This window comes from Nonomuraea sp. LP-02, from assembly GCF_036289125.1.
GTDB lineage: Bacteria > Actinomycetota > Actinomycetes > Streptosporangiales > Streptosporangiaceae > Nonomuraea > Nonomuraea bangladeshensis.
The window spans coordinates 4,472,803-4,490,454 of record NZ_JAXCLK010000001.1 but is presented as its reverse complement, the minus strand read 5'-3'; the positions used below and the strand labels follow the sequence as shown (position 1 = coordinate 4,490,454).

The 17,652-nt window shown below is 67.2% G+C and carries 9 protein-coding genes and 3 rRNA genes; 5 read left to right on the top strand and 7 right to left on the bottom strand.

What is annotated here, in order from left to right; translation table 11 throughout:
- Positions 1 to 184 precede the first annotated feature (184 nt).
- From SMD20_RS20805 to rrf, 3 genes are all read left to right on the top strand, one after another.
- A 16S ribosomal RNA gene (locus tag SMD20_RS20805) occupies positions 185 to 1,707 on the top strand.
- A gap of 320 nt (positions 1,708 to 2,027) precedes the next feature.
- Positions 2,028 to 5,133, top strand: a 23S ribosomal RNA gene (locus SMD20_RS20800).
- 83 nt (positions 5,134 to 5,216) lie between these two features.
- Positions 5,217 to 5,333 (top strand): 5S ribosomal RNA (rrf, locus tag SMD20_RS20795).
- The 16S, 23S and 5S rRNA genes sit together here, the layout of an rRNA operon.
- A 58-nt stretch (positions 5,334 to 5,391) precedes the next feature.
- On the opposite strand, the gene SMD20_RS20790 is transcribed toward rrf, so the two are convergent.
- From SMD20_RS20790 to SMD20_RS20780, 3 genes are all read right to left on the bottom strand, one after another.
- Positions 5,392 to 7,491, bottom strand: a complete 2,100-nt coding sequence (locus SMD20_RS20790; RefSeq protein ID WP_329583630.1) for a hypothetical protein — start codon at positions 7,489 to 7,491, stop codon at positions 5,392 to 5,394.
- A 58-nt stretch (positions 7,492 to 7,549) separates the two neighbouring features.
- On the bottom strand, positions 7,550 to 8,008 hold the full coding sequence (locus SMD20_RS20785; RefSeq protein WP_329583627.1) for a GNAT family N-acetyltransferase: 459 nt from the start codon (positions 8,006 to 8,008) through the stop codon (positions 7,550 to 7,552).
- A 138-nt stretch (positions 8,009 to 8,146) separates the two neighbouring features.
- A complete protein-coding gene (locus SMD20_RS20780) occupies positions 8,147 to 9,625 on the bottom strand; it encodes a phosphodiester glycosidase family protein (protein WP_329583624.1) in 1,479 nt (492 codons plus the stop codon).
- Positions 9,626 to 9,885: 260 nt separating this feature from the next.
- Between SMD20_RS20780 and trpS the strand changes: the two genes are divergently transcribed.
- A complete protein-coding gene (gene trpS, locus SMD20_RS20775) occupies positions 9,886 to 10,848 on the top strand; it encodes a tryptophan--tRNA ligase (RefSeq protein WP_329583622.1) in 963 nt (320 codons plus the stop codon).
- Between the two features lie 16 nt (positions 10,849 to 10,864).
- Here trpS and SMD20_RS20770 read toward each other — a convergent pair whose 3' ends face one another.
- The 4 genes from SMD20_RS20770 to SMD20_RS20755 form a co-directional block, all read right to left on the bottom strand.
- Positions 10,865 to 11,983 (bottom strand): serine hydrolase domain-containing protein, encoded by a 1,119-nt coding sequence (locus SMD20_RS20770; protein ID WP_329583619.1) that lies wholly within the window; start codon positions 11,981 to 11,983, stop codon positions 10,865 to 10,867.
- A gap of 115 nt (positions 11,984 to 12,098) precedes the next feature.
- Positions 12,099 to 13,718 carry a PucR family transcriptional regulator gene (locus SMD20_RS20765; protein ID WP_329583617.1) on the bottom strand — a complete coding sequence of 540 codons (1,620 nt, stop codon included), beginning with the start codon at positions 13,716 to 13,718 and terminating at the stop codon, positions 12,099 to 12,101.
- A 57-nt stretch (positions 13,719 to 13,775) separates the two neighbouring features.
- Entirely contained in the window at positions 13,776 to 15,428 is a 1,653-nt protein-coding gene (locus SMD20_RS20760; protein ID WP_329583615.1) for an AMP-binding protein, read from the bottom strand.
- A 13-nt stretch (positions 15,429 to 15,441) separates the two neighbouring features.
- Complete coding sequence (locus tag SMD20_RS20755) at positions 15,442 to 16,140, bottom strand: TetR/AcrR family transcriptional regulator (protein WP_329583612.1); 699 nt, start codon at positions 16,138 to 16,140, stop codon at positions 15,442 to 15,444.
- A gap of 55 nt (positions 16,141 to 16,195) precedes the next feature.
- On the opposite strand from SMD20_RS20755, the gene SMD20_RS20750 reads away from it, so the two are divergent.
- On the top strand, positions 16,196 to 17,647 hold the full coding sequence (locus SMD20_RS20750) for an MFS transporter (protein WP_329583610.1): 1,452 nt from the start codon (positions 16,196 to 16,198) through the stop codon (positions 17,645 to 17,647).
- Positions 17,648 to 17,652 lie beyond the last annotated feature (5 nt).

Genomic DNA, 17,652 nt, shown 5'->3' with positions numbered 1-17,652 from the left:
GACGAAACGAAACGCCTCCGAGGCGGGGCCCGCAAGGGATTCCGGTGAGGAAGTACGCGTCCGTTTCTTGAGAACTCAACAGTGTGTTAAAAGCCAGTGCATGTGCATCACACATGTATGACCCCGTCATTTTTGACGGATTCTTGCTTGGATGATTCATCCGGACAAGCTGTATAACAGACATTGTTTGGAGAGTTTGATCCTGGCTCAGGACGAACGCTGGCGGCGTGCTTAACACATGCAAGTCGAGCGGAAAGGCCCTTCGGGGTACTCGAGCGGCGAACGGGTGAGTAACACGTGAGCAACCTGCCCCTGACTCTGGGATAAGCCCGGGAAACTGGGTCTAATACCGGATATGACCGCCTCCGGCATCGGATGGTGGTGGAAAGTTTTTCGGTTGGGGATGGGCTCGCGGCCTATCAGCTTGTTGGTGGGGTAGTGGCCTACCAAGGCGACGACGGGTAGCCGGCCTGAGAGGGCGACCGGCCACACTGGGACTGAGACACGGCCCAGACTCCTACGGGAGGCAGCAGTGGGGAATATTGCGCAATGGGCGGAAGCCTGACGCAGCGACGCCGCGTGGGGGATGACGGCCTTCGGGTTGTAAACCTCTTTCAGCAGGGACGAAGTTGACGTGTACCTGCAGAAGAAGCGCCGGCTAACTACGTGCCAGCAGCCGCGGTAATACGTAGGGCGCAAGCGTTGTCCGGAATTATTGGGCGTAAAGAGCTCGTAGGTGGCTGGTCGCGTCTGCCGTGAAAGCCCGCAGCTTAACTGCGGGTCTGCGGTGGATACGGGCCGGCTAGAGGTAGGTAGGGGCAAGTGGAATTCCTGGTGTAGCGGTGAAATGCGCAGATATCAGGAGGAACACCGGTGGCGAAGGCGGCTTGCTGGGCCTTACCTGACGCTGAGGAGCGAAAGCGTGGGGAGCGAACAGGATTAGATACCCTGGTAGTCCACGCTGTAAACGTTGGGCGCTAGGTGTGGGACCCTTCCACGGGTTCCGTGCCGGAGCTAACGCATTAAGCGCCCCGCCTGGGGAGTACGGCCGCAAGGCTAAAACTCAAAGGAATTGACGGGGGCCCGCACAAGCGGCGGAGCATGTTGCTTAATTCGACGCAACGCGAAGAACCTTACCAAGGTTTGACATCACCCGGACCGCTCCAGAGATGGGGCTTCCCTTTTGGGCTGGGTGACAGGTGGTGCATGGCTGTCGTCAGCTCGTGTCGTGAGATGTTGGGTTAAGTCCCGCAACGAGCGCAACCCTTGCTCCATGTTGCCAGCAACACCTTCGGGTGGTTGGGGACTCATGGGGGACTGCCGGGGTCAACTCGGAGGAAGGTGGGGATGACGTCAAGTCATCATGCCCCTTATGTCTTGGGCTGCAAACATGCTACAATGGCCGGTACAGAGGGTTGCGATACCGTGAGGTGGAGCGAATCCCTAAAAGCCGGTCTCAGTTCGGATTGGGGTCTGCAACTCGACCCCATGAAGTCGGAGTCGCTAGTAATCGCAGATCAGCAATGCTGCGGTGAATACGTTCCCGGGCCTTGTACACACCGCCCGTCACGTCACGAAAGTCGGCAACACCCGAAGCCCGTGGCCCAACCAGCTTGCTGGGGGGAGCGGTCGAAGGTGGGGCTGGCGATTGGGACGAAGTCGTAACAAGGTAGCCGTACCGGAAGGTGCGGCTGGATCACCTCCTTTCTAAGGAGCACTCTCACCCGTCACCACCGAGCGTGTGGTGGGGTGACAGCTCACTAGTGGAGCACTGGCTACTCGACCAGGCCTGGTCGTCTGCGCGCTAGTACCGCCTGTCTTCCTTCGGGGAGAACGGGAGTGGGAACGGGCGTCGAGAAGGCCGGGACTGGTCGGACACACTGTTGGGTCCTGAAGGAACGGGCACATTGGTTGCGCTCGTCTTCTTCGGAGCACAGGGCCACTGAAGCGTCAGAGAAGTCTCTCTGGTGTGGATGTGGTTGCTGTTTGTTGTTTGAGATTTGCATAGTGGACGCGAGCATCTTTGTGGCCAAGTTTTTAAGGGCACACGGTGGATGCCTTGGCATCAGGAGCCGATGAAGGACGTGGGAGGCTGCGTTAAGCCTCGGGGAGTCGCCAACCAGACGTTGATCCGGGGATGTCCGAATGGGGAAACCTAGCACCAGTCATGTGGTGTTGCCTCCGCCTGAATGTATAGGGCGGTTGGTGGTAACGCGGGGAAGTGAAACATCTCAGTACCCGTAGGAAGAGAAAACAAGAGTGATTCCGTGAGTAGTGGTGAGCGAAAGCGGATGAGGCTAAACCGGGCGTGTGTGATAGCCGGCAGGCGTTGCATGTCCGGGGTCGTGGGACCCGCCTGAAGTGGCTGCCGCTGCTTCGAGAAGTTATAAACCTTTGGGGTAGTTGAAAGCTCTGGGAAGGGCTGCCGTAGACCGTGAGAGCCGGGTAGACGAAACCTTGAAGGCTTCTGGAGGGGATCCCAAGTAGCACGGGGCTCGAGGAATCCTGTGTGAATCTGCCAGGACCACCTGGTAAGCCTAAATACTCCCTGATGACCGATAGTGCACGAGTACCGTGAGGGAAAGGTGAAAAGTGCCCCGGTGAGGGGTCGTGAAATAGTACCTGAAACCGTGTGCCTACAAGCCGTAGGAGCTTAGCTGGTCTTCGGATCGGCTGTGATGTGACTGCGTGCCTTTTGAAGAATGAGCCTGCGAGTTATGGTGTGTGGCGAGGTTAACCCGTGTGGGGGAGCCGTAGCGAAAGCGAGTCTGAATAGGGCGTTTGAGTCGCATGCTGTAGACCCGAAGCGGAGTGATCTACGCATGGGCAGGTTGAAGCTCAGGTAAGACTGGGTGGAGGACCGAACCCACCAGGGTTGAAAACCTGGGGGATGATCTGTGTGTAGGGGTGAAAGGCCAATCAAACTCCGTGATAGCTGGTTCTCCCCGAAATGCATTTAGGTGCAGCGTCGCGTGTTTCTTGCCGGAGGTAGAGCACTGGATGGCCGATGGGCCCGACAAGGTTACTGACGTCAGCCAAACTCCGAATGCCGGTAAGTGAGAGCGTGGCAGTGAGACTGCGGGCGATAAGGTTCGTAGTCGAGAGGGAAACAGCCCAGATCACCGACTAAGGCCCCTAAGCGTGTGCTAAGTGGGAAAGGATGTGGAGTCGCAGAGACAACCAGGAGGTTGGCTTAGAAGCAGCCACCCTTGAAAGAGTGCGTAATAGCTCACTGGTCAAGTGATTCTGCGCCGACAATGTAGCGGGGCTCAAGCACACCGCCGAAGTCGTGGCATTGATCCTCTTTGGGAGGGTTGATGGGTAGGGGAGCGTCGTGCAGCCGGTGAAGCGGCAGAGTGATCTAGTCGTGGAGGCTGTGCGAGTGAGAATGCAGGCATGAGTAGCGAATCGAGGGTGAGAAACCCTCGCGCCGGATGACCAAGGGTTCCTGGGGCAGGCTAATCCGCCCAGGGTAAGTCGGGACCTAAGGCGAGGCCGACAGGCGTAGTCGATGGACAACGGGTTGATATTCCCGTACCCGCTTCAATGCGCCCATACTGAACCTCGTGATGCTAAGAGTCCTTAAGTCGGCCGGCCCTTCGGGGCGGGTGTCAGGCTGAACGCTCGGTCCGATCGGGTAGTAGGTAAGCGATGGGGTGACGCAGGAAGGTAGTCCAGCCCAGGCGATGGTTGTCCTGGGGTAAGCATGTAGCCCGTGTTGTAGGCAAATCCGCAACACATGCAGGGTGAGATGTGATGCCGAGCCGATTGTGGTGAAGTGGATGATCCTATGCTGCCGAGAAAAGCCTCTAGTGAGTGTTGTGGCGGCCCGTACCCTAAACCGACTCAGGTGGTCAGGTAGAGAATACTAAGGCGATCGGGTGAACTGTGGTTAAGGAACTCGGCAAATTGCCCCCGTAACTTCGGGAGAAGGGGGACCTCTGCTGGTGATGGGCTTTGCGCCTGGAGCTGGTGGGGGTCGCAGTGGCCAGGGGGAAGCGACTGTTTACTAAAAACACAGGTCCGTGCGAAGTCGTAAGACGATGTATACGGACTGACGCCTGCCCGGTGCCGGAACGTTAAGGGGACCGCTTAGTCAGCGTGAGTTGGCGAAGGTGAGAACTTAAGCGCCGGTAAACGGCGGTGGTAACTATAACCATCCTAAGGTAGCGAAATTCCTTGTCGGGTAAGTTCCGACCTGCACGAATGGCGTAACGACTTCCCCGCTGTCTCAACCACAGACCCGGCGAAATTGCACTACGAGTAAAGATGCTCGTTTCGCGCAGCAGGACGGAAAGACCCCGGGACCTTCACTACAGCTTGACATTGGCGTTTGGAGCGTCTTGTGTAGGATAGGTGGGAGACTGGGAAGCTCGGACGCTAGTTCGGGTGGAGTCATTGGTGAAATACCACTCTGGTCGTTTTGAACGTCTAACTCTGGTCCGTGATCCGGATCGGGGACAGTGTCTGGTGGGTAGTTTAACTGGGGCGGTTGCCTCCTAAAGGGTAACGGAGGCGCCCAAAGGTTCCCTCAGCCTGGTTGGCAATCAGGTGTTGAGTGTAAGTGCACAAGGGAGCTTGACTGTGAGACTGACGGGTCGAGCAGGAGCGAAAGCTGGGACTAGTGATCCGGCATCGGCGTGTGGAAGCGGTGTCGCTCAACGGCTAAAAGGTACCCCGGGGATAACAGGCTGATCTTCCCCAAGAGTCCATATCGACGGGATGGTTTGGCACCTCGATGTCGGCTCGTCGCATCCTGGGGCTGGAGTAGGTCCCAAGGGTTGGGCTGTTCGCCCATTAAAGCGGTACGCGAGCTGGGTTTAGAACGTCGCGAGACAGTTCGGTCCCTATCCGCTGCGCGCGCAGGAGACTTGAAAGGGGCTGTCCCTAGTACGAGAGGACCGGGACGGACGAACCTCTGGTGTGCCAGTTGTATCGCCAGGTGCACGGCTGGTTGGCTACGTTCGGAAGGGATAACCGCTGAAAGCATCTAAGCGGGAAGCTCGCCTTGAGATGAGGTCTCCCACCCGAGAGGGGTAAGGCTCCCGGTAGACGACCGGGTTGATAGGCCGGAGGTGGAAGCGCGGTAACGTGTGGAGCTGACCGGTACTAATAGGCCGAGGACTTGACCACAAAGCATACTTTCTAGTTTTTGCTCGCGTCCACTAGGCAATTCTGAGACAGCAAACACTGTGTGTTTGTTTGTTTCGGAGGGTTACGGCGGTTATGGCGGGAAGGAAACACCCGGTTACATTCCGAACCCGGAAGTTAAGCTTCTCTGCGCCGATGGTACTGCACTCGGGAGGGTGTGGGAGAGTAGGTCACCGCCGGACAATCTTTATGGAGGGCCCCGACTGGTTCAGTCGGGGCCCTTCTGCATTTCTGGCTGTGTCAGGTGGGCAGGTCGTACGGCTGGAGAGCGCACGCTCGCCGGGCCGCGGAAATCGTCCGCCAGGCGAGGCGGGTGTCGATGGCGAAAGCGTGGCGGGCGGCGGCGAGGTCGTCGAAGGTCTCCGCGTTGCGTGACCCGGTCAGCTCGCCTGTGAAGATCTCTTCCAGAGTCGCGCAGAAGTAGGAGTAGGCGGCGAACTCGAGAGCGGGCCCGTTCAAGGGACGGTTCAGCAGGCTCTGCGCGAGCTCGCGAGGTGTCCGGTCGGAGCGGCGATGCGTCTGCGCGTGGAGCAGATCGAGGACGTCGCCGGGCAGATCGGAAGCCGCTTCCATGAGAGCGTGTGCCTTCTTGCGGATCTCCTCCTTCAGGACGGCGAGGCAGATCGGGGCCAGAGCGGGGGAGGGCAGCGCGTACGCGGTGCGGACGACGGCGCGGGCGGCCCGGAGGAGATCGCGGGAGAGCCCGCCCGACAGGCAGTGGCAGAAGGCGATGTAGGGCTCGGTGAGTCCGACGACCCGGCGGTAGAGAAAGCGCGTGGACTCGGCGTAGGAGAGCGGTCCGACCCGGATGATCTCGTCGAAGGAGCTGTCGAAGGCGTCGCGGAAGGGAAGGCCACGGCGTTCGAAGGCGCTCATCGCGTCGTCGGACACGGAGATCATGAAGTAGGTGTGCGGGATGCCGAAGATGCCTTTGATGTCGTTGAGGAACCGTTCCGCCCGCTCTCCTGATCCGATCTTGTCGAGCTCGTCGATGCCGATGTACACGTTGTGGTCGGGCTGGAGCAGGCCGGCCACGTCCCGGACGTAGGACCGGAAGGCGGAGACGATTTCCGGATAGCTGCGAGGTTGCTCCGTGCGGCTTCGCCCGCCGCTCAGTTGCGCGTCCACCCACACGGGGAACTTGATCGTGCCGGACCAGCCGCCGCTCCGGGTCTGCAGGTAACGGATCTGCGCGAGGTTGCGACGCGCCCGTGCCTTCACCTCGTCGACGGGATCCCGGCCTTGGCGGCGGATCGACAGGACGAAGTGGACCAGGCCGAGGAGCATGACGAGGCCGGAGGACCAGTGGGCAAGGACCGCGGGCGTGAGGCGGTCACCGTAGCGGTCGACCACGTCGGCCAGCCACTGCGGTGCGGGGCCTGTCCAATACATGAGCTGCGTGAGCACATCGACGGCGACTTCGGCCAGGAAGACGGGCCAAATGGCCAGAGCCGCGGCCGCCAGCCAGTACACGAGCAGGACGAGGGCCTGACCGGGTCCGACGCGCCGCCGCCGGCCGGCCCCGAAGTGCCGTAGAGCGGCGCTGGAGAACGAGGCGAACAGGTGAAGGACGAAGTCGCGCGGGGCGTACTCCACCGGAGCCGACACCAGCAGCCGCAGATCACCTGACCTCGGTCCGAGCGGGAGGTCCCCGCAGTGTCGCAGGAGCAAGGTCGACTTACCGGATCCTCGCGGTCCTGCGATGCCCACGCTGGCCCCGGACAGGCGTCCGAGGAGTTCTTCCAGCTCATACAGGGCCTGCGTCGGCACATGGTAAGCGCTGTCGAAGGACTCGCTCAGCCCCGGGCCGGCCACCACGCCGAAGGTGGGGTCCAGACGGTTCCGGCGGGCGTTGATCCGTTGGCGGATCTGCGCGGTGAGCTCGCCGTCCTCCAGACCTCGCACGAGCTGTACCTTGGCGGGGGAGTACGGGAAGGACCGCAGCCGGTCGAGCGTTCTCGCCCAGACGCGCGCACGCGCCAGGGCCACCCACGAGGGCATCGCGAGGCCGATGACCAGGCCGAGCACTACGGGCACCCGCCAGTCCGCCGTCACCACGCCGAGCACGAGCAGTCCGAGTCCCGTCAGGATGAGGGGTCGCCGCGACACCGATACGGCGCGCCTCGGAGCGGCTCCGGCCCGTGGCTCCTGGACCGGGGTCAGCACGGCAGCGAAGACCTCAGCCGCCTGCTCCATCATCTCCAGGCGGATGTGCAGCGGCTTCACCGTCACGTAGTCGAACGCGTCGCGGATCTCAGGATCGTGCAGTGCCCGGGTGAGCGCGGCCGAATAGAGGTCGAGCAGAGCGGGATCGTCGTGCAGGGGGTTGGGTTGCACCACAGGAGCACGATGCGTGGCCGTCGCCTGCGGGTCAAGGCGATGGGCGCCGGCGCGAGGCTCAGCGCGGGTGATAGGTGACCGACGCGAAGGGCCAGTGCGCGGCGAGCCAGGCCGTCACGGCCTCGTACACGGGCAGGTCCAGTTCGGCCCGGTCGGCCCGGACCCAGGAGGACACGGTGGCGTCGTGGTCGTCGCGGCGGGAGGGATAGATGTAGACGCATCCGATCACGTCGCCGGTGGCCGGGTCGAGGACGGTGTAGGTGAATCCGCGACGCCGGGCGAAGTCGTCGGCGTGGCGTTCCAGGTCGGCGAGGTTCGCCTCCAGGGTCATGCCGTCCACGGGAGGCCATCCTCGGTCGCGGAAGCCCGGAGTGGCGCGGATGTGCTCGATGCTGCCGGTCCAGGCGGCGTGGTCGGCGGCGTTGTGCTGGGGGCCCAGGGGTTCCAGCCGGAACCGCGGGGTGGCCAGGTGCGAGGGGACGGCGAAGTCGTCGGGGACGAAGGCATGATCGCTCATGCGGCCGAGGTTACGAGCTCATGGGGTGCGGGAGGAAGGCCGGCGGACCCGGCGCCGGGCCGTCCCGGTGAGCGGGGGGCCCGGCGCGAGGTGCAAGGTGCCCGGTCGCTGAGGACTTCAGCGGCTGCGAGCCCGGTGCTACTGGGGCAGGATGAGCAGGGAGTCGCCGACGCCGCGTTCCACGCCGTCCGAGGGCCGGTTGACCAGTTTGTTCTTCACCACCATGGCCGTCGAGCCGCCGCCGTCGAGGTTGACCGCCTGGCGGGCGCCGAGCCAGCGCATGAGCTGGGCGGCCTCGTGGAAGTTCGCGCCCACGGTGACGCCCGGCTGGCGGCCGTCGATGGTGGCGAGGATGAGGCTGCCGTTCCTGGTGACGCCGAGCAGGGTGCGCGGGTGGCGGCGCAGGATCATGTTGATCGAGTCGTGGCCGTCCCGCTTGGCGGTGATCTGCACCTGGCCGTTGCGCACCAGGTTGACGTTGCCCGCGATGACGTGCAGGTCGGGGGTCAGCTTGAGCGCCTTCCTGGTACGCAGGTCCACGACCCTGGTGTCGACGCGTACGGTCCAGTCCTGCCAGGCGTGCTGGTTGAGCCAGTCGGCGGAGATGCCGTTGCCGTGCAGCACCCGGGTGCCCTTGGCGACGGCGGCGCCGGAGGCGCGCAGGCCCAGGACCTTGCCGTTGGCGTCGAGGACGGCGTCGGTGCCGCCGGTGGGGGTCTTGGCGCCGTACTCCTCGGTGTAGAGGATGAGCTCGTCCACGGCGGCGGCCCGGTTCACCCCGTTGGCCTGGGCTTTCTCGCCGTCCTGGGAGATCACGGTGATGGTGGTGGCGAGCTCGGTGATCCTGACGGAGCGGCCCTGGAGGACGACCGCGGTACGGCCGGGCACGGCCTCGCTGAGCAGTTTGCCGCCGACCACGGACGCGCCGACGGGCTCGCCGCGCAGGTTCTTGGCGGTGTGGATGTTGAAGAAGCCGCCGTTGACGCCGACGATCGCGCCCGCGGCCTTGGCCATCGCGGAGACCGTCTCGCGCTTGGCGACGCTCGTGCCGAGCGAGGCGGCGTACGAGCCGCGGAACGCCTTCGCGTCGATCATGACGACCTTGACGTCCCAGGGGCCGGTGGTCTGCAGCCCGTCGTCGCCGAGGTAGTCGACCTTGACCTTCAGCCCCGCCTCCTTGAGCGCCTTGGCCGCCTCCTCGGCCTTCTTCTTGTCCTTGAGCGACCACAGGCCGACCCGGACCATGTAGACGGTCTGCGAGGGGGCGTCGGCGACGCTCGGCCGGATCACCTCCTGCACGCTCGGGGTCTGGCCGGCGGCCTCGACCTCGGCGGCGACGGCCTCCGCGGTGGGCCGGGTGCCGTAGTCGCGGCCGCTCGGCATCAGGAGGGTGAGCGTGTAGCCGTCGGTGGCGCTGCCGGCTTTGACGTCGTACAGGTCGATGCCCGGGGCGACGGCGGTCATCGCCTTGGTCGGCACGGACTTGGTTCCCAGCGGGAACCTGGCCGACGGGAAGGCCACCGCCGCCTGTTCCGCCGCGACCGAGGCGGCGGGCAGCGTGGTGACGGTGATCGCCGCGGCTATGGCCAGGCCGCCGGCGAGGGTGCGTCGAGACATGAACTCTCCAGAGGGCACGAAAAGGGACCGCACCATACTGACGAGATCAAGGTTCGCCGGACAGGCGAACACGCGAATTGGCCGCAGGGATTACGAAATAGACAGTCGCCTTGGTTACAATTGCGATATGAAGCGCATCTGCCTGTGGTGGCGGCCGACGGACGGCCGCTGACACCGCATGCAGAGGGCCGTCTCCGGACGGCCCGCCGACCATGCGCCGGGGTCCTCCTGGGACGGCATCGACCAAGGAGGAGACCCCGATGGACCACGTCGTGCTCACCGGCGACCGCCCGACCGGGCCGCTGCATCTCGGCCACTACTTCGGCTCGCTGGCGAACCGGGTGCGGATGCAGGACGAGCACCCCATGTACGTCCTGATCGCCGACTACCAGGTCATCACCGACCGCGACCGGCCCGGCGAGATCCAGGCGAACATCACCGATCTGCTGCTCGACTACCTGGCCGTGGGGCTCGACCCGGCCAAGGTGACGATCTTCCAGCACAGCGCGGTGCCCGAGCTCAACCAGTTGATGCTGCCGTTCCTGAGCCTGGTGTCGGTGTCGGAGCTGAGCCGCAACCCCACGGTGAAGGACGAGATCGCGCACAGCTCGCAGGCGGCCGTGAGCGGGCTGATGTTCACCTATCCGGTGCACCAGGCGGCCGACATCCTGTTCTGCAAGGGCACGCTGGTGCCCGTCGGCCGGGACCAGCTGCCGCACGTGGAGGTGACGCGGCTGGTCGCGCGCCGGTTCAACGAGCGTTACGGCGAGGTGTTCCCGCTGCCCGAGGCCGTCATGGGCGAGCGTCCCCTGCTGAAGGGCCTGGACGGCGGCAAGATGAGCAAGAGCCGCGGCAACGCGATCGCGCTGAAGGCCACCGAGGACGAGACGGCCGCGCTCATCAGGAAGGCCCGCACCGACACCGACCGGCTGATCACCTTCGACGAGGAGCGCCGCCCCGAGGTGGCGAACCTTCTCACGCTGGCGGGCCTCTGCCTCGGCCGCAAGCCGCGGGAGCTGGCCGATGAGATCGGCGACGGCGGCGGCCTGGCGCTCAAGCGCCTGACCACCGACGCGGTCAACGACTTCCTGCGGCCGATCCGGGCGCGGCGGCGCGAGCTCTCGGCCGCCGGCGTACGGCGGGTGCTGGAGGAGGGCAACGCGCGGGCCCGCGAGCGGGCCGCGGACACCCTGCGCGAGGTACGCGACGCCATGGGCTTCTGAAGGTGCCCTCCCGCCGTTACCGAACCGGTCCGGCGTCGTCGGCCTGGCCGCTCCGGTCGCAGAACACCTCGTTGACGAGCCGCTGCGTCGCCTTCTGGAACGTCTGCGCCAGGGACAGCGCGGCGTCGTCCACGTAGGTCAGCCCGGCGGTCATGGTCGTGCGGCCGTCGGGCGTGCTGTACATGAGCGCCGCCGAGCCCGCCATGCCGCCGTTGTGGTGGAAGATCGTGCCGCCGCACTCCGTCTCCTGCGCGAACACCCCCAGGCCGTAGCCGATCTTCGGGTCCGGCCGGCGCATCTCGGCCAGGAGCGGGGCCGGGAGGAGCCTGCCGCCCATCAGCGCGGAGAAGAACGTGTGCAGATCCAGGGTGGTGGAGATCATGTCGCCGCCGGCGGAGATCCAGGAGGGGTTCTGGCGGGTGACGTCGACCGTCTTCTCCTGGCCCGCGTCGTCGTACCGGTAGTAGCTGTGGGCGTGCGGCCCGGGGATCTCCGTGCCGGTGCCCGGCGCCACGGTCTCCGTCATCCCGAGCGGCCCGAGGATCAGCCGCTGCAGCTCCTCGGCGAACGAGCGGCCGGTGACCTTCTCGATCAGCAGCCTGGCCAGCACGTAGTTGGTGTTGGAGTAGCTCCAGTCGGCGCCCGGCTCGAACCGGGCCGGCTTGGACAGCGCCAGCCGTACGAGCTCTTCCGGCTGGTAGGTCTTGAGGCGGTTGTCCACCCACTCCTGGCCCGACCAGGGGATGCCCGGCGCGAAGGTTCCGTCGTCGTAGTACTCGCCGGTGAAGTTGAACACGCCGCTGGTGTGCTGCAGCAGCATCCGCGCCGTGATCCGCCGGTCCAGGCCGAACTCGGGCAGGTGGTCGTCCGCCGGGGCGTCCAGCCCGACCCTGCCCTCGGCCACCAGTCGCAGCACCGTTGCCGCGACGAAGGTCTTGGTGGTGCTGCCGATGCGGAAGCGCCCGTCCGTCGACGGCCTCTCGCTCTCGCCCAGCTTGCGTACGCCGGCGCTGCCGGTCCACTCGCCCCGCTCGTCGTGCACGCGCAGCTGCAGCCCGACGATGCCGGAGTCGACGATCTCCTGGATGGTCTGCCGCAGCTCCGGACGGTCCTGGCCGGTGAGGGTGTTGGACATGATGTGCGCTCCTTCAGGATCTTGCCGTGTTCTTGGCATTCACCATCGCGGGGCGCGCTGACACGGGGCCGTCGCCGTGCTGACACGGGCGCTGAGACGGGCGCTGAGACGGGCCTCAGGTGCGGCTGTCGCGGCGGAAGGACTCCAGGGCGAGGATCGCGACGTGCAGCGACAGGCACGACTCGACGTCGTCGAGGTCGGTGTCGAGGATGCGTTCGAGCCGGCGCAGCCGGTCGTAGAAGGCGGGCCTGGACAGGTGCGCCTTCTGCGCGGCGACCGCCTTGTTGCGCCCCGAGTCGAGGTAGACGCGCAGGATGCGGGTGAGGTCGCCGCCGCGCTGGGCGTCGTGCGCGAGCAGCGGCCCCAGCTCCCGTTCGGCGAACGTCTGCAGCCGCGCGTCGTCGCGCAGCAGGTGGAGCAGCCCGCGCAGGCGCAGGTCGGGCAGGCGGTAGAAGGCCCGGCCGTCCGGCTGGCGGACGGCCACGTCGGCGACCTGCTCGGCCTCCAGGAAGCTGCGGCGTACGTCGCGGATGGACTCCACCACGGACCCGGCGGCGAGCACGAACGCCGCGCCGGGCGGCCACAGCATGCGCAGCCGGTCGGCGAGGGTGGTCAGCGCGGCCTCGGCCTGCGTGCGCGGCGGCAGCGGCAGCAGGACGCCCACCCGCTCCTGGTCCAGCGCGCCGACGAGGGCGGGCAGCCGGGCGTCCCTGCAGGCCCCGGCGGTGGCCTCGGCCAGCTCGCCGAGCTGGGCCTGGCCGTCGAGCGCCTGGTCGGCCGGGTCGGTCGGCCTGATGACGACGCTGACCAGCTTGCGCCCGGTCAGCGGCACGCCGACGGCGCGGGCGCGGGCGGCGGCCTCGTCGGGGTCGGCGTAGGCGTGGGTGAGGATGCCGGTGATGATCGTGCCGTGGGCCTGGCGCTCCAGCGACTCCTGGTGGCGTTCGAGCAGGCGGCCGAGGGCGAGCGTGGTGGCGGCGCGTTCGGCCAGCACCAGGTCGCGCGGCGACGGCGGGGCGTCGCAGACCAGGATGAGCCTGCCCCAGTCCTGGCCGCGCGCCCCGACGGTGGTGACGAGCCAGCCGGAGGCCGGGTCGTAGGCCGTCCGCCCGGCCGGCGCCACCGCCCGCGACCGGGTCTCCCAGCCGGCCAGCAGGATGCCCGCGTCGCGCCCGGCGGACTCGCAGGCCAGCACCTGGTGGGCGAGGTTCTCCAGCAGCACCGGGCGGCCGGCCAGCCTGGCCACCTGGGCGAGGACCTCCGTCGGCGAGGCGCCCTCGACGGACAGCTCGGTGAAGACCTCGTGGAGCTGCTCGGAGGCTCGTAGCTCCTCAAGCTGGATGTCGATGATCCGGGCGTGCACCGACTCGGTGATCTGGACGAACGGGGTCTCCCTGGTCAGCACGATGACCGGCAGCCCGTGCTCCTCGGCGGACTTGAGCACCGCCCGCGGCAGCTCGCCCACGAACCGGCGGCCGAGCTCCACGACCAGCCCGGAGGCGCCGACGTCGGCCAGCGCGCCGATGTAGTCGGCCAGCTTTTCGGGGTCGTCGGGCAGCGCGACGCCGGTGGTCAGCACCAGCTCGCCGCCGCGCAGCAGGCCGGCGATCTCGGCGATCTCGCCGACGTGCACCCACCGCACCCGCGTGTCGAGCCGGTCGGCGCCCGCGACCACGCGCGGGCCGCCCCGGCGCACGGTTTCGAGTTCGAGGACGTCGGCGATGGTGGGGAGCACGGGGCAGAGCCTAGCCGATCGATCTGTAAGAACGGGAATACGTCGCTTTACGCTCTGTCAGGAGCCGAGGTCGTCCTCACGGAATTCCCCGCGGGGCTCGCGTACCCGGAGCTCGACCCGGCGGATCTTGCCGGAGATGGTCTTGGGCAGCTCGCCGAACTCCAGCCGCCGCACCCGTTTGTACGGGGCCAGCCCCCGCCGGCAGTGCTCGAAGATCGACCGCGCCAGCTCCTCGCCGGGCTCGAACCCGGGGGCCGGCGTGACGTACGCCTTGGGCACCGCCAGGCGCACCGGGTCGGGGGCGGGCACCACGGCGGCCTCGGCCACCCCCTCGTGCTCCAGCAGCACGCTCTCCAGCTCGAACGGCGAGATGCGGTAGTCGGAGGCCTTGAAGACGTCGTCGGTGCGACCGACGTACGTGATGTAGCCGTCGGCGTCGCGGGTGGCGACGTCGCCCGTGTGGTAGTAGCCGTCGCGCATCGCCTCGGCGGAGCCGTCCAAGGGGCCGTCCAAGGGGCCGCCCACGTAGCCGGCCATGAGGCCGAGCGGCCGGCGGCCGTCGAGGGGGAGGCAGATCTCGCCGTCGTCGCCCTCCTCGCCGGTGTGCGGGTCGAGCAGCGCGATCTCGTAGCCGGGCAGCGGGCGGCCCATCGAGCCCGGCTTGACCGGCTCGCCGGGCGGGTTGCCGATCTGCGCGGTGGTCTCGGTCTGGCCGTAGCCGTCGCGGATGGTGATGCCCCACGCCTTGCGGACCTGGTCGATGATCTCCGGGTTGAGCGGCTCGCCGGCGGCCACGGCGGCGCGCAGCGGCAGCTTCCAGGCGGTGAGGTCCTCCTGGATGAGCATCCGCCACACGGTCGGCGGGGCGCAGAATGTGCTCACGCGCTCGTCCCGCAGCACTTCGAGCAGCGCCGGGGCGGAGAAGCGGCGGTAGTCGTGGACCAGCACGGTGGCGCCGGCGTTCCACGGCGCGAAGACGTTGCTCCAGGCGTGCTTGGCCCAGCCGGGCGAGGAGACGTTGAGGTGCACCTCGCCGGGGCGGACGCCGATCCAGTGCATCGTGGACAGGTGGCCCGCGGGGTAGGAGGCGTGCGTGTGCTCGACCAGCTTCGGCTGGGAGGTGGTGCCGGAGGTGAAGTAGAGCAGCAGCGGGTCGCCGGCCCTGGTGGGCCCGTCGGGCTCGAAGCCGGGCGGGGTGTCGTACGCCTCGTGGAAGGGCAGCCAGTTGTAGGCGTCGCCGACGGCGATCCTGGTGAACTCGCCCGGCCCGAACTTCCCCGCGTCCTCGGCGTTGGCGATCACGTGGGCGACGCCGCCGCGCTCGACCCGCTCGGCGACGTCCTTGGCCGTGAGCAGCGTGGTGGCGGGGATGACGACCGCGCCCAGCTTCATCGCGGCCAGCAGCGCCTCCCACAGCTCGGGCTGGTTGCCCAGCATGAGCAGGACGCGGTCGCCGCGGCGCACGCCCTGGCGGCGCAGCCAGGTCGCGACCTGGCCGGAGCGGGCCGACAGCTCGGCGAAGGTGTAGCGGGCCGGGTGGTCGCCGACGATCTTGAGCGCCACGGCGTCGGGGGTCTCGGCGGCGAGCACCCCGTCGAACCAGTCGAGCGCCCAGTTGAACTCCGTCAGCTCCGGCCAGCGGAAGTCGCGGCGGGCGGTGGCGGGGTCGGCGTTCAGCAGGAGGTCGCGGGCGGCGCGGAAATCGCTCATGTCCGGGATCCTGCTACGCCGTCAGCCGTCGCTCAAGGCCGTCGAGCACCGACACCAGGCCGAAGTCGAAGGCCATCGCGCGCATGACCCGCGGGTCCTCGGGGGCGGCGGTCTCGATCGCGCGCATGAGCTCGGGGTGCCCGTCGGCGACCTTCGCGAGCGCGGCCTGCGCCGCGGTGGTGTCCCAGACGCCCTCCACCGTGGTCTCCCAGGCGATCTCCGGGATGGTCATGCCGAAGATGTAGGCGGTGAGCGTGCTGCCGGCGAAGTCGATGTCGGCGCCGGCGAACCCGGCCAGCCGGAACGCGCGGCGCATGCGCTCACTGACGTTCATCGCGTTCGGGCCGAGCGCGGGCAGGCGGCCGAGGAGGTCGGCCGACCAGGGGTGGTTGAGCATCGCCCGGCGCATGCTGTGGGCCAGGACGGAGGCGACCTCGCGCCAGTGCGTCTCGTCGGGGTCGGGGACGGTGATCTCGGACCACACCTCGTCGTAGGCCAGCTCCAGCAGCTCGTCCTTGGTGGCGACGTACCAGTAGATGCTGGTGGCGCCGGACATCAGCTTCGCGCCGAGCTTGCGCATGCTCAGCCCGGTGAGCCCTTCGGCGTCGAGCAGTTCGATGGCAGCCTTGACGATCTCCTCGCGGCTGCGCCCGGGGCCGGCGGGCTTGCTGCGCGGCTCACGGGTCCAGACGGAGGTGAACTGCCTGCTCATGGCTCCAGGATAAATCCACTCGCACGGTGTACGAGGACTGTCGTACAGTGTGCGAGTGACCTCGAACACTGTACGAGACCCTCGCCGCTGGTGGATTCTCGTCGTCCTGTGCCTGGCCCTGCTGGTCCTGGTCGTCGACAACACCGTGCTGAACCTGGCGATCCCCTCGCTCAACCAGGAGATGGGCGCCACCCCGTCGGACATCCAATGGATCATCGACGCGTACGTGCTGGCCTACGCCGGCCTCCTGCTCACCTCGGGAGCCCTGTCCGACCGGTACGGCCGCCGCCGCCTGCTCATCATCGGCCTGGTGTTCTTCGGCGGCGCCTCGCTGCTGGCCGTGCTGGTGACGGAGCCCTGGCAGCTCATCGCCGCGCGGGCGCTCATGGGCGTCGGCGGCTCGCTCGTCATGCCGTCCACGCTGTCGATCCTGCTGACCGTCTTCGACGAGGACGAGCGGCGCAAGGCGATGGCCGCCTGGAGCGCCGTGGCGCTGGTCGGCCTGGTGTCGGGCCCGACCCTCGGCGGCTTCCTGCTCGCGCACTACTGGTGGGGCTCGATCTTCCTGCTGAACGTGCCGATCGCGGCCGTCGCCGTCGTCGCCGCCCTCGTGCTCATGCCCGAGAGCCGCAGCGAGAGGCGGCGGATCGACCCCTTGGGCGTCGTGCTGTCCAGCGCCGGCCTCACCGCCGCCGTCTACGTGATCATCGAGCGCGAGTGGAACATCCCCGTCATCGCGGTGGCGGTGCTCGCGCTGGCCGCCTTCGTGGTGTGGGAGCGCCGGCAGGACCAGCCGATGCTGCCGCTGCACCTGTTCGCCGACCGCAACTTCGGCGGCGCGTCGTTCTCGATCCTGCTGATGTCGTTCGGCGCGGGCGCGGTGATGCTGATGCTCACCCAGTACCTGCAGTTCGTGCTGGGCTACTCCGAGATCCAGGCCGGGCTCGCCATGCTGCCGTACGCCGTGGCCGCCGCCGTCTTCAACGGCGTGGGCGCGGCGCTCGGGCAGCGGGTGAGCAACCGGGTGCTGGTCGGCGCCGGGCTGGCGCTCATGGCGGGCGGCTTCGTCGTCATGGCCCTGACCACCGGCTACGGCGGGCTGCTCGCCGGGCTGGTCGTCATGGGCGTCGGCGGCGGGCTGGCCGGCCCGTCGGCGTACGCCTCGCTGATGAACGCCATCCCCATCGAGCACGCGGGCGTCGGGTCGGCGCTCAACGACACCGTCCAGCAGGTCGGCGTGGCGCTCAGCATCGCGGTCCTCGGCAGCGTGCTGGCCGGGCGCTACACGGCCGAGATGCCCGCCGGCCTGCCGGAGGCGGCCAGGGAGTCGATCGGCGGGGCGCACCTCGCCGGCCTGGTCGAGCCCGCGAACGCGGCCTTCACCTCCGCCATGCACCTGGGCTCGTGGGTGGGCGCGGCCTTCTGTGTGGCCGCGGCGCTGCTCGCCGTGTCGGTGCTGCGCCCGGCGAAGCCCGCCGCCGACCAGGAGCCGGTTTACAGCTCGTAACCCGA